9 protein-coding genes are annotated in these 13,244 nt (G+C 48.1%); 7 read left to right on the top strand and 2 right to left on the bottom strand.

All coding sequences use genetic code 11. The features are described 5' to 3' along the window. Nucleotides 1–465 precede the first annotated feature (465 nt). From H8K52_RS05460 to H8K52_RS05450, 3 genes are all read left to right on the top strand, one after another. Nucleotides 466–3,051: a TonB-dependent receptor gene (locus H8K52_RS05460; RefSeq protein ID WP_186921883.1), complete on the top strand. Its 2,586-nt coding sequence runs from the start codon at nt 466–468 to the stop codon at nt 3,049–3,051. Nucleotides 3,052–3,245: 194 nt separating this feature from the next. After that, the gene (locus tag H8K52_RS05455; RefSeq protein ID WP_186921882.1) at nt 3,246–5,156 is read left to right on the top strand and encodes a phytase; all 1,911 of its coding nucleotides are present in this window, start codon (nt 3,246–3,248) and stop codon (nt 5,154–5,156) included. A gap of 206 nt (nt 5,157–5,362) precedes the next feature. Further along, the gene (locus tag H8K52_RS05450; RefSeq protein ID WP_186921881.1) at nt 5,363–6,262 is read left to right on the top strand and encodes a dienelactone hydrolase family protein; all 900 of its coding nucleotides are present in this window, start codon (nt 5,363–5,365) and stop codon (nt 6,260–6,262) included. A 60-nt stretch (nt 6,263–6,322) separates the two neighbouring features. Here H8K52_RS05450 and H8K52_RS05445 read toward each other — a convergent pair whose 3' ends face one another. Continuing rightward, entirely contained in the window at nt 6,323–7,678 is a 1,356-nt protein-coding gene (locus H8K52_RS05445; protein WP_246464295.1) for an amidohydrolase, read from the bottom strand. 190 nt (nt 7,679–7,868) lie between these two features. After that, nucleotides 7,869–9,230: a CDP-diacylglycerol--serine O-phosphatidyltransferase gene (pssA, locus tag H8K52_RS05440; RefSeq protein ID WP_186921879.1), complete on the bottom strand. Its 1,362-nt coding sequence runs from the start codon at nt 9,228–9,230 to the stop codon at nt 7,869–7,871. A 503-nt stretch (nt 9,231–9,733) separates the two neighbouring features. Between pssA and H8K52_RS05435 the strand changes: the two genes are divergently transcribed. The 4 genes from H8K52_RS05435 to H8K52_RS05420 are packed head-to-tail and all read left to right on the top strand — an operon-like array spanning nt 9,734 to nt 13,212. After that, on the top strand, nt 9,734–10,252 hold the full coding sequence (locus tag H8K52_RS05435) for a YqhA family protein (RefSeq protein WP_186921878.1): 519 nt from the start codon (nt 9,734–9,736) through the stop codon (nt 10,250–10,252). Nucleotides 10,253–10,288: 36 nt separating this feature from the next. Then, nucleotides 10,289–11,377, top strand: a complete 1,089-nt coding sequence (locus tag H8K52_RS05430; RefSeq protein WP_186921877.1) for a DUF3616 domain-containing protein — start codon at nt 10,289–10,291, stop codon at nt 11,375–11,377. Continuing rightward, nucleotides 11,378–12,379, top strand: coding sequence for a diacylglycerol/lipid kinase family protein (locus H8K52_RS05425; protein ID WP_186921876.1), 1,002 nt, complete (start codon nt 11,378–11,380; stop codon nt 12,377–12,379). It abuts the gene before it with no gap. Beyond that, nucleotides 12,376–13,212: a metallophosphoesterase family protein gene (locus H8K52_RS05420; RefSeq protein WP_186921875.1), complete on the top strand. Its 837-nt coding sequence runs from the start codon at nt 12,376–12,378 to the stop codon at nt 13,210–13,212. Before H8K52_RS05425 ends, H8K52_RS05420 begins: the two co-directional genes overlap by 4 nt. Nucleotides 13,213–13,244 lie beyond the last annotated feature (32 nt).

The following is a 13,244-nucleotide window of genomic DNA, read 5'->3' as shown; positions in this document are numbered from 1 at the left end:
GACATCGCCGCAAATTATCTGTTCACTTAACAAACTGCAGAATAAAACAACACAGGTGCAAACAGCTCACAAAAGATTGCATGGGAGAGAACTCTGCACAACTATAGCGAGCGGTCGAAGTTTGGAACGAGAGGCGCACCTGTGCTAAGGCACAGCGAGCAACGCAGATTCAAAATTCGGTCGCGTAGTAGCTTGTGCAGAGGTCTCTTGGATTATTACATTGCATCAGTCGATCACTCCACTACAGACAAAAGATGTCGGTGCAATTCACGCCTAGTCTAGGCATATTCCACAGAATCACGGATACGGGCAGATGGTCATTTCAGCTCAAAAAAATAGAGACAACATTATCAAATAGCTTGAAAACCAGACTTAGCGCTGCAATCAAAAATCCGCTGTAACGCAACTGACACATTTGACTCCTAGACTGCGGGCTTTTCCATCCTCTCAACAAGCCCGTCCATCATGAAACATAAAACCAACTTGTATTCAGTTCCCACCGCAAAACGTGTACGCCCATCCAACAATGCCGCGATACTTGGCAAAGTCAGCGCAATTAGCTTCGGCGTACTCTGCATGATGCAAGCACAAGCACAGACGCAAACGACTATGGGTGGCACAATTGCCTATGAGCCGCAAAGTGTCACCATCACCGGTCAACGTGCAAGTATGCGTAAAGCTTTAGAGATACAAGAAAAAGCCGACAACATCGTCAGCGTCATTAGCAGTGATGACATCGGTGCTTTACCTGACAAAAATGCAGCAGAGGCGTTGGCGCGTTTACCTGGCGTCTCCGTGCAACGTGATCAAGGTGAAGGACGCTACATCACCGTGCGTGGCTTAGGGCCAGATTTAAATGCCATCACGATCAATGGTGCACTGGTGCCTTCAGCAGAAGCGAGCCGCCGTGCGGTTGCGCTCGACGTGCTGCCGTCAGGAATTATCCGCACTCTGGAAGTCATCAAAACTTTGCGTCCAGATATGGATGCCAATTCACTCGGTGCCACGGTCGAGGTAAAAGCACTCACCGGCTTCGACTTACCACAGCAAGTGATGTCCTTGAATGCAGGTGTCAGCTATGATGAAAACATCAAAAAAACTAGTCCCAACGTCGGACTCTTATTTGCCGATCGTCTGCTCGATGGCAAGTTCGGCATTGCCGCTGGTTTAAGCATGGAGAAGCGCGAATTCGGCTCCGATAATTTGGAGACTGGCGGCGCATGGAGCAATGGTCGTTTGTCTGGCCTCGAATTGCGCGACTATTTGCCAGTGCGTGAACGTCAAGCATTTGCACTCAATTTAGATTGGCGACCAAATACTGAGAGCAGTTATTTCATGCGCAGTTTTATGAGTAAATTTAGTGATGACGAAGTACGTGATCGCCTAACCGTAAGTAATGTCAGCGGCGGTGCCTTAACTGAAAGCGTACCTGCAACTGCACGATTAGAACGTCGTTTACGTCAACGCAAATACACACAAGAAATCACCTCACTCTTATTGGGTACAGAGCAACACATACAAGGTTGGAAGCTCGAAGCGAATATTGCGCAAAGCACCGCTTCTGATGACACGCCAGATGCGCTGAACGATGCACGCTTCCGTGGCACGTCCAATTTCAACGACATCAGCTTCACACAAACGAATTTACCAAAACTCAACGCGCCAGCCAGCGCCTACGATGCTAGCAAATTCGCCTTGAATGCATTGACCTTTCAGACTCGTTTTTCTGACGACAAAGAACATCATGCCCGCGTTGATCTCGGTAAAACCTTCGATCTCGGCGATTGGGATGCGAAATTGAAATTCGGACTCAAGACCAGTCAGCGCAACAAGAAAAATGACACGGATCAATTTGCCTTTAGCAGCAGTACGAGCGCAGCAAATTATTGGGGTGCCGGTCCAACTTCGATGTCATCTTTTGTTGGTCAAGAAGTCGATTATCCACTAGGACGTATCGGTTCGAGATTAGACCCTGTGGCATTGCGTGCTCGCGTCTCGGGTGCGAATCGCGCCGCTGCCCGTTCGACAGTAGAATCAGCGATCAATGATTTCTCTATGGATGAAAACATTGATGCAGCCTATATTCAAAATGGTTTTCATGCTGAGAACTTTAGCATATTGGTCGGAACACGATTAGAACGCACGCAATTCGATGCTTCTGGGAATAAGATTGTCGCTGGTGTCGCCACGCCAAATCAAAGTTCACGTTCATACAATAATTGGTTGCCGACGCTACAAGGTCGCTACGATGTCGATGCCAAAACTAGTTTGCGTGCAGCGTGGACGAATGCCGTGGTGCGTGCCAATTTTAGTCAACTGGCACCCGGGATTAATATGATTAGCAGCACCGAAGCGCAGATTGGCAATCCTCTGCTCAATCCTATGAAAGCAAGCAACCTCGACTTTGGTATCGAACGCCGCTTGCAAGACGATGGCAGTGTATCGGCCTATCTGTTCCATAAAGATATCAAGAACTTCACCTACACCACCAATCTGGCTGGCACTACACCGTGGACCGGTTACACCAGTGCGATTAGTTATGCCAATGGTGATAAGGCTAAAGTACAAGGTATTGAACTCGGGTATAGCCAATCTTTACGCATGCTGCCAGCACCGTTCAATCATTTGATTTTTTCTGCCAACCTGAGCTTGAGTCAATCTGACGCTAGCATTGGACGTTTCGACAAAGCCAGCAATAGCTACAAGACCCGTAGCATTAAACTACCGGGGCAATCCGACCGCGTTGGCAACTTGATGTTAGGTTACGAAGATGGTGCGATTAGTACGCGTCTGGCACTCAACTATAAGTCACCTTATCTTTTGGAATTAGGGTCAGACATTCTGGCGACTGATCAGGATCGTATGGTCGATACCCAGAAGCAGCTCGATTTCTCATTGTCTTACCAAATTAATCGCCGCTATCAAGTCGTGTTTGAAGCGAACAATCTCAACAATGAAATCTACTATGTGTATCTGGGTAATAAGTCACTCAACGCCCAATATGAGCAATATGGACGTACGTACAAAGCGAGTTTGAAAATCAACTTTTAACTGACAGATATTCATAACAAGCGTCTTATTGTTAGTCAGCGCCGGCCGAATCGCAGCATCGCTGCAACGCCTACGATTCGGTCATCGAGACTTTTCGTGACTATTTAGGTTTTATGATCGACTTCTTGTTTAACAAAAAGTCGTTCTCCAATAGAGTCTGAATAGATAACATTTTTCAAGAATACTGTTTCGCTATGCAAACCCAAAAGAAAACACATTCACAACAATGGCAACGCACGCTGTGCGCAGCCATGCTGATTACGACAGCACTGACGGTCAATACCTCAAGTGCCAATTCACCAGCGCCTACACTACCTGAATTTGTAAAATCATCCTTAGATTTTCGCCAACTGAATAATGGTGACTGGTTGATTTTGGACAAAAAATCTTTACGACTATTATCAGCAAGTGGTGTAGAGCTCACTTCTATGAAAGTGCGTGCAAAACAGTTTGATGTGCGCGAAAGCGCAAATTATGCGCTTGCCGCTTTAATTGATAGCGACACACAAAATGTCTTGCCGATTCGCATTCAACAAGCACAGTTTCAATTACAGACGTCGCTACCTGCAGCTACCAGTGCGCTAGAGTCCAGTTGCCTATATCGCGATCAACAGCAGCTTATGCATCTATTCGTCATTGCAAAAAGTGGCCACGCGCAACAGTGGATCTTAGAAGACAATCAAGCACGCTTAGTGCGGAACCTCGCATTACCAGCCAACGCAAAATCCTGTGAAGTCGATGACCGCACCGAGACCTTATATGTGAACGAAGAAGATTTTGGTGTGTGGGCATACGCTGCGCAATCAGAAAGTCATGCCGCACGTGGTGCAGTAGAATTGCGTCAGCCATACGGACGATTGCAACATGGTGCTCATGCAATACACGCGATGCAAAACGGCATTGCGATACTCGATGCTGCGGGCAGCAACATCTCGTTATCGACATCAACATCAGCAAAACAAGATTGGAAGATTAACAAACAATTTTCTAAAAAAACACATGCCGCTTGGCCTCAGAAAGCAGGCATTCTGCGTTCAGTTGACACGCCAGGAAAACGAAACTTATTCCTACGCGATGATAGTAAAAAGACTTGGATTGCGATCACTAGCCTCGCAAGCAAAGTATCGCCCGTAACTGCAGCTATCCCTGTTCTACTTCCCCAAGCTCAAACCGAGGAAATGAGTCGCCTCGGCGACGCAGCCGATGATCCAGCGATCTGGCGTCACCCGCTTGATAGTCAACAGAGCCGCATTCTTGGCACGAACAAAAAACAGGGATTGCTGGTCTATGATATGCAAGGTAAGCAAACCCAATTACTGGAAGTCGGTCGTCTGAATAACGTCGATGTACGTCAGCAAATTCAGTGGCAAGATGGTGTCAGCGATATCGCTATCGCGACCCAACGTGACGACCATAGTTTAGTCATCTTTGACATTGATCAAAATGGCTCTGTACGCGAAGTCAGCCGCATTGCAACAGGCCTAAAAGATATTTACGGCACTTGTTTATATCAACCTAGTCGTGGTGGGCTAGAAGCCTTTGTGAATGACAAAGATGGCGTGGTACAACACTGGCGCATAGAGCGTAAGAATAGCGCATATCAGGGCACACAGTTACGACAGATGAAGATTGCAACACAACCAGAAGGTTGTGTCGTGGACGACAAAAATGCACGTCTATTCATCGGTGAAGAAAAGCGTGGTGTGTGGTTGACCAATGCCGATGTGATGCAGGCGAGCCCGCTAAAACTCATCGCCAAAGTCGGGGAACAGCTACATGCGGATGTCGAAGGCCTAGCGCTGTATCACGGTAAGAAAGAGACCTACCTTGTGGTGTCCAGCCAAGGCGACAATAGCTATGTCATCTACGATGCACAAGCACCATTTCGCTATCGCGGAAAATTTCGTATTGGTTTCAATATTGAGAAAGGCATAGACGGTAGCTCAGAGACGGATGGTTTAGAAGTGAGCTCTGCGAGTTTTGGGACAGGCTATGAAGATGGCATTTTGGTGGTACAAGATGGCCATAAACATCTACCAGATGGAGCACAAAATTTTAAATATATCAATTGGAAACAGATCGCCAAAGCGCTACAGCTTCCCTAAACTTTTCATGCTTTAGCACTTGGTAAAGTTCGGATAACGACCAACAAAGTCGACATCAAATCCAGCGTGATGATGTCGACTTTTTCATATTCGCCAACATTTTCTACATACTCTCAAGCAAGCTTGAATGTTTCTGTGTATTGTAACGAGCGCGAGCAAACCATCGCGTTCAACAAACCATACGAACACTAACGAGGAGAGCAAGAATGTCACAAGAATTTCCCAAACAAAGTGCCAAAGATTTTCATCCCGAAGTACTACAGTTATTTGATCAGTATGTACATGGCGGGATCGATCGTCGAGGGTTCTTGAGTTCAGCTGGCAAGTATGCCGCTGGTGCCATGACTGCCGAAGGTTTGTTGTTGGCCCTAAGCCCAAACTTTGCTCAGGCGCAGCAAATTAAGCCGGATGATGCACGTATTATTGCAAGCTATGTTGAGTACCCATCACCCAACGGCTACGGCACATTGCGCGGTTACTTAGTTAAACCTGCTAATGCTAAAGGCCCCTTACCAACCGTATTGGTGGTGCACGAAAATCGTGGTTTGAATCCGCATATCGAAGATGTTGCACGTCGTGTTGCCTTAGACAATTTCATCGCCTTTGCGCCCGATGCTTTATTCCCACTCGGTGGCTATCCTGGCACAGAAGACAAGGCTCGCGAACTGTTTCCAAAATTAGATCAGGCGAAGACACGCGAAGATTTTCTCACTGCTGCGGGCGTCTTAAAAACGATTGCTGGCGGCAATGGCAAAGTCGGTGTGGTTGGATTCTGTTATGGCGGTGCGATCGCTAACTTTCTTGCGACAAAAATTCCCGATCTGTCTGCCGCAGTTCCCTATTATGGCGGCGCGCCAGCTCTCGATGCTGTCGCCAATATCAAAGCCGAAGTACTGGTACATCATGCGAGCAAAGATGAACGCCTTGTGGCTGGCTGGCCTAAGTATGAAGAGGCATTAAAAGCCGCTGGTGTGAAATATCAAGGCTTTGTGTATGAAGGCGTGGAGCACGGCTTTAATAATGACACGACACCACGTTTTGATCAGGCTGCCGCCAAATTGTCTTGGCAACGCACCTTGGATTTATTTAATCGCACTCTGCGTTAAGCTGTCAGCACAATAAAAAACCGCCCTGATCTTTTGGGCGGTTTTTTCTTATCAATCAATTTATTTCTTCAACAAGTCCAACAAAGCAATCACACTCGCTTCAACACCAGCACGAATTGCTGGCTCAGGCGTAATTTTGAATATCGGGCTATGATGTCCAGGCACTGCTGGACCACCCTTTTTTTCATTGTCAAAATCTGCTTTCGGAGTGCCACCAATCGAGAAATACACGCTAGGAATATAAGGATCGCTAGTGAAGAACGGGAAGTCTTCTGCGCCCATTCCATCACGCATCTTTGGTGTAGCAAACGCGTCTTTTCCTAATTTGGCTGTCCACACTTTTTTCAAATGCTGAGTGAGCGGAATATCATTTAAAGTTGGTGGCGTTGGCGTATCGCGTTCCACCACTTCTGGCAATAAATTCTCCGGTAAGCCTGCTGCACGCGCCGTATTCATGGCAACCCGTTTGATCGCTGCCAATAATAATTCTCGCGTTTCCTTGCTCTCGCTGCGCACACTCAACTGCAACTTGGCCTGATCTGAGATGATGTTAGATTTGGTGCCAGAGTGGAAGGAGCCTACGGTAATCACGGCTGGTTCGCGCGGCGCGACTTCGCGGGTGACGATAGTTTGCAAGGCGAGCACAATTTGCGCGCCGATCACCACCGGATCTTTACCCAAATGCGGATAAGCACCATGCGTACCAATGCCATGTACGGTAATTTCTACGGTATCAACGCCGGAATAAGGTGAACCTTCTTCAGCTACAATTTTGCCAGCTTCAGAACCAGAGTCTACGTGAAAAGCTAAAGCATATTTCGGCTGACCAAAGCGTTTCCAAATTTGGTCTTTCATCATCGCGGCAGCGCCACCAACACGCTCTTCAGCCGGTTGTCCGACCAACATCAAGGTGCCCGACCATTGATTTTTAAGCGCGGCCATTTGTACCGCCGTACCAACCAAGCTGGTGATGTGGACATCATGTCCGCAAGCGTGCATGACGAATTGGTCTTTACCATCGGGATCTTTTTGTTGAACTTTAGAGGCGTAAGGCAAACCCGACTTTTCTTCTAAAGGCAGGCCGTCCATATCGGCACGCAACATCACCAACGGACCGGGGCCATTTTTCAACATGGCGACCACGCCGGTTTTGCCCACGCCTTCGGTGACTTCGAAACCTGCCGCCCGTAGCTCTTTTGCCAGACGTGCTGCGGTCTTGGTTTCCATGAATGATAATTCAGGGTTTTGATGAAAATGTTCAAATAATGGCTTTAATTGCGCGTTGTAGTTTTTCGCAATCGCGAGTTTCAATTCACTGTCAGCAGCAAAGGCCGAGGAACTACTCACGCCTGCTATCGCCAACGCGATGCAGATAGGGCGTAATGCGGAATGTAACTTAGTAAAATTCGATTTCAATTGCAGTCTCCTGTTATACGGTAATGGATGCAGGCTCAAGAAGCTAGGAAAGAACGACATCCTATTTTGCCCGATTCGTACCGAGCACCCAGGATTTAATCACCACTTAACAGGAAGTTTGGCTGAGATACAACATTGGTGATTCACTTGTCACGCCGACTAATCGCTTATCCTATACAAATCGATATCATCACAATACGCGATAAGCAAGACGATCCAGACGTACCCTGCTTAAGCGTTGCAATAGTTGCTTTACTTTGGGTGGGTAGTCTTGAAGTTTCTCCAGAGCGCGATAATGCGTGATCACCGTGGTGTGCTGCAAAATCGCATTGAGCTCTTGTTGACGTTGCGGCAGTAGCTCACCCCTAGGGTCGACGAACAATAAGGCATTTTCCAGATCCAAACCAAAAGCACGTGGATTTAAATTATTACCCGTCACCAGCGTGTAAAGATCATCGATCCACAAACCTTTCAAATGGTAGGTATTGTCACCGTCTTTCCATAGATGAATTTGTAAACTGCCATTAGCAATATCGGGCTGGTGCATTTTGGCAAAGCGCCGTAGATTCATTTCATACAAGTACGGCAAACACCCTATTGCCTTAAATGGCAGTTCTGGCGCGATATAAAAATCATTGGCGGTTTTGTCACCAATGATAATTTTCACCTTCACACCGCGTTTCAAAGCACGATTCACTTCACGCGTGATCGCTAACGGAAAATTAAAATAGGGTGTGCAAATCGTAATTTGCTTTTCAGCGGACGCCAATAACTGACACAGACTGCGATTAAGTGCATTGTTTTTTCCCAGGCCAACCAAATTGGTCACACTTAGACTTTGCGCCTCATTTACGCTCGTGGACTGAGGGAGGACATAAGATGCGGTTTTCAAGTATTCACGAAAGGCGCGAATATCTGGCCGAATCGCTTTGGTCGTTGGTACTTCTGGTAAATCCAAGCGACATACCGCCGATGAACCCAAAAAGTATTGTCGCATCCAATTCAGCATTGAGTTTGCCAAACCCGCATGCTTGATCAGCCAGTAGCGGTCATGCCGATATTTTTCTTGTTGATGCAGATAGACATTATTGATGCTCGCGCCACTATAAATCACCGTGTCGTCAATCACATGGCCTTTGAGATGCAAGACACCAAATAATTCACGGGTCTGAATCGGTACGCCATAAATCGGAATGACGAAATTCTGTTGCGCACTTTGAATCTGATACCAGGCGGCATTGCCGGCCATTTTGCCTGGCGTCTTTTGTTCCCCGATGAGGCCACGCTGACCACGATGCCAATCCACAAAAATTTTGATATCAAGTGAAGGTTTAGCGCGTTTAGCCGCATATAAGGCATCGAGAATATCCTGCCCCGCCTCATCATGTTGCAAATACAAACTACATAAATAAATACGCGTTTTTGCCTGCGCAAACTGCTGTAGAAGTTCGAGTCGAAACTGCTTTGCGCTTGGTAAGATTTTGATCGCGTCGACCTCCATCGCAACACAAGGTAAATCAGCTAACTGCGGGCGAGGCTTAAATAGACGCATGGGCTTGTCGGTATTCTAAAAATGATATTGCGATGATACTGCGAATCTTTGGCACTCAAGAATAATTTTACATATACGCTTAAGTACGCAGCATCAGTCTCACGACTAAAAATGCGTTGAACAAGTATCTAGATCAAGCATGCTTGGTATCGAGTTCTGTGCCATCGGAAAATGAATCCTCTCACCACTGCCACTGGCGCATGCTTTTTTTCGATCAATTATGACTTCTATTTGGTCGCTTAGGCGAAAGACCCGGTGTCACTATTATCCACGCTTGCAAACCCTGACTAGCTGCTTCTCTCATCAGTCGAACGCTATTGACATCCAAGAAAGGCAAACAGACAATGCCGCTCAATCGGCCTCGATCAAGACCGACACCACAAGTGGAATTGACATTGCCGCAGAAAAAATCATATTGAATGATTGCCAAAATTGGGATTGCGTTTATGATGCTGGGTATCTTTTTTAATCGCCCTTTGGGTTTAGGTTGTATAAGGAAAAAAATGGAAAAACTACTGGCAAGCGTAGGTTCAATGCTATATGGCATGCGGATCATGATGTTATTGTTTTATATGGGGCTGGTTGGCATCATTGTTGGGATATTGGGCAAATTTTTGTTTGAAACCTACAAGCTCATGAACACCTTATTATTTGGCAATCTGGAAAAAATTGGCCTGATCATTAAGGTACTCGAATTGGTCGACATGACCATGGTGGCACAGCTAGTGTGGGTCGTTGCTTTGGCGGGTGTATCACTGTTCGTAACAACCGGACACTTTGATAACACCGACATGAAAAAGCCTGACTGGCTTGATCACGTCAATACCTATAACCTGAAATTGAAACTCGCGTTTGCCATCATCTCTATCTCTGGCGTGCACGCGTTGAAGACTTATTTGAGTAGCGATCTCAGTTTAGAGAATATTCAAATGGTGACCTTGATTGCCGTCATCCACTTCTTGTTTGTCTTGTCGGCAATTGGTATCTCGTTTGCAGAGCGACTCACCCACGACAAAACATAAGCGTACGCCCATCTCGACTTAGGAAAGAACACCATCATGCCAAATAACCGATCCGCAAATGCTGTCAGACTGGAGTTCACAACAGGCTCCTTAGTGCAATCCAACTTATCGGGCGCCGCTTTTACGGGCGATTGGCTGTGGGTGGCAGGCGATGAAGCCTGCGGCTTGGATCGTTTGCGCAAGCTTGATGCTGTCGGTGATGAGTCGCTGCGTTTTGGTGAGGTACGTGATTTTCCATTAGCGGATTTATTGGACCTCCCTGGCGCGGCTGACGAAGAGGCGGATCTTGAAGGTATGGCTGTTGCTGATGGCTATCTTTGGGTGGTGGGTTCGCATGGACTGAAACGAAAAAATGCAAAACCAGAACGCAGTCATGCAGACAACGCTAAGCGATTAGCAAAGCTTTCCTTGGATGGTAATCGTCGCTTACTGGCTTGCTTTCCTATCGAGCCAGATGCCAAAGGTGAACCATGTTTGGTAAAGGAGGCGAAAGATGGTCGCCGCGCCAAACGTCTCAAAGGCGACGCCGAGCACAATCAATTGACCCGCTTGTTAGCCGACGATCCGCACTTTGGCCCTTACATGGCGATCCCCGGCAAAGACAATGGCTTTGACATTGAAGGTTTGGCGATTGACGGTAATCGCTTACTGCTCGGCTTGCGTGGCCCCGTGTTGCGCGGTTGGTCAGCCTTAATCGAAATAGCCGTCGAAGAACGCGGTGATCAACTCCGCTTAGTGCCATTAGATGAAACTGGCGCCATGATGCGCAAGCACTTTCTACAACTTGACGGCTTGGGTGTGCGTGACCTGCATTTCTGCGGTGACGATTTATACATTTTGGCTGGCCCGACCATGGTACTCAATGGTGATATCCGCATTTTTAAATGGCCAGCAGCGCGCCCATTTTTAGCGACCAATCGCGAGCCAGCGCGTTTTGAATCTAGTCTGACGGAATCTATTTCACTACCACATGGACGCGGCACCAATCGTGCCGAAGCTATCTGCAATTTGCCAGCCGAGCTGTCAGATGGCAAAGCAAGCTGGTTGGTACTTTACGATGCGCCAGGTGCTGATCGTAAAGAGGGTGAACACACTGTGTTTGGCGACTTATTGCGGCATCGCTAAATGAACGCGAACTGGTCTGCTCCGCACATCGATCCTGAAGCGCCACTTCAGTTCGTGATCAATGCGGCGGCAGGTAGTAATGCCGCAGAGAACAAACGTCAACTCATCGAAGCCGCGCTTCAGGCAACACAACGTCAAGGCAATTTAATTTTTAGTGACCCCGCCAACTTGGCACAAGTAGCGCGACAAGCCGCAGACTTAGCAATCGCCAAGCACAGCGCTGTCGTTGCAGTTGGCGGCGATGGCACCATCAACACCGTGGCACAAGCTGCGCACGCACTAGGCTGCCCCATGGGAGTCATACCACAAGGCACCTTCAACTACTTTGCCCGCACGCATGGAATTCCTGACGATCCCGCCATCACTGCTCGACAACTTCTGGAATGGTCGCCTTGGCCTGTACAAGTCGCCGCTATAAATGAACACGTGTTTTTGGTTAATGCTAGCCTTGGACTTTACCCCGATTTACTCGAAGATCGCGAAGCGTACAAAGCGCGTTTTGGACGTAGCCGCTGGGTCGCATTCTGGGCTGCAAGTGCAACGCTATTACGCGCACAAAGACGACTACGCATGCGCATCGAACAAGAAGGCGCAGTCCGCAATGTCAAAGCCCTGACGCTCTTTGTAGGCAATAATCGCCTGCAGCTAGAACAATTGGGCGTACCTCCAAGCATTACACTACCCGATACACCAGGTCATCTAACCGCGGTCATGTTACGACCCATCGGCACCTTGGCGATGTTACGACTCATGTGGCATGGTGCAATGGGTAATCTTGGTACTGCTGAGGATATCGAACACTTTAGCTTCAACCACTTAGTCGTCCGTCCCACACTCACACCAGGTCGTCGCGGCGTCAAAGTCGCGTTCGATGGCGAAGTCACACGCCTGCGCGCACCACTACATTTTCAAGTGCTATCGAAACCCTTGTTTCTGATAAAACCAGCGCCAAGGACAATTGCTGTGAACGACAAATTACCGCAAGAAAGCCTTGGCGCATGAGCGTCTTAATACAGATCTCCGATACGCACTTTGGCACCGAACAGCCACAAGTGATGGCGGCGCTCATGTCTTTGGTGAAACAGCAGATGCCGAATCTCGTCGTGCTATCCGGCGATATCACGCAACGCGCTAAGCCAGCGCAGTTCCAAGCAGCACGCTGTTTTATGGATAGCCTGCAAGTCCCCTTCTTAGCAATTCCAGGCAACCACGACATCCCGCTACTCAATTTATGGTCGCGCTTGCGCAATCCCTACGCCCGCCATATCGCCGCTTTTGGAGCGGAGCTGGAACCAGTCTATTCATCTCCCGACCTGTTGGTCATCTGCGTCAACACCACGCGCGCATGGCGTCACCGACACGGTGAAGTATCCGCCAGCCAAATCGCGCGAGTTGCCGATGTATTGTCACGCACAAGTGCCGAGCAATTACGCATCGTCGTCGTCCACCAACCTATCGCCGTAACGCGCGCTGCAGATGCTATCCACTTACTTCGTGGTCACGCCGAGGCCTTAACTGCGTGGTCCGCCGCTGGCGCGGATCTGGTCATGGGTGGGCATATCCATTTACCTTACGTGCTGCCACTAAGCGGCTTCTCACGTCCAATGTGGGCAGTGCAAGCTGGCACTGCTGTTTCATCGCGAGTGCGATCCAGTGTGCCAAATTCGGTGAATATTCTACGCTGGGGGGGCGACGCCGCGATGGGCGGCTGCCACATAGAGCAATGGGATTTTTCAGCGGAAGAATCCCATTTTGCAATCGCAAAATTGACCGAAATACGTACGCAAGATCACAAACACAGCCAACAAACAAAAATGCCGCTCAGCATGAACTGAACGGCATTATGTCGAAAGTGGCATTATTGATA

The organism is Affinundibacterium seohonense (assembly GCF_014284305.1).
Lineage (GTDB): Bacteria > Pseudomonadota > Gammaproteobacteria > Burkholderiales > Burkholderiaceae_D > Undibacterium > Undibacterium seohonense.
Note: the sequence above shows the minus strand (reverse complement) of the source record. Positions and strands in the feature narration are given on the sequence as shown.

Excerpts from the sequence above, each read along its gene's own strand:
- H8K52_RS05460 (WP_186921883.1), top strand. The coding sequence starts at position 466 with ATGAAACATAAAACCAACTTGTATTCAGTTCCCACCGCAAAACGTGTA.
- H8K52_RS05455 (WP_186921882.1), top strand. The coding sequence starts at position 3,246 with ATGCAAACCCAAAAGAAAACACATTCACAACAATGGCAACGCACGCTG.
- H8K52_RS05450 (WP_186921881.1), top strand. The coding sequence starts at position 5,363 with ATGTCACAAGAATTTCCCAAACAAAGTGCCAAAGATTTTCATCCCGAA.
- pssA (WP_186921879.1), bottom strand. The coding sequence starts at position 9,230 with ATGCGTCTATTTAAGCCTCGCCCGCAGTTAGCTGATTTACCTTGTGTT.
- H8K52_RS05435 (WP_186921878.1), top strand. The coding sequence starts at position 9,734 with ATGGAAAAACTACTGGCAAGCGTAGGTTCAATGCTATATGGCATGCGG.
- H8K52_RS05430 (WP_186921877.1), top strand. The coding sequence starts at position 10,289 with ATGCCAAATAACCGATCCGCAAATGCTGTCAGACTGGAGTTCACAACA.
- H8K52_RS05425 (WP_186921876.1), top strand. The coding sequence starts at position 11,378 with ATGAACGCGAACTGGTCTGCTCCGCACATCGATCCTGAAGCGCCACTT.
- H8K52_RS05420 (WP_186921875.1), top strand. The coding sequence starts at position 12,376 with ATGAGCGTCTTAATACAGATCTCCGATACGCACTTTGGCACCGAACAG.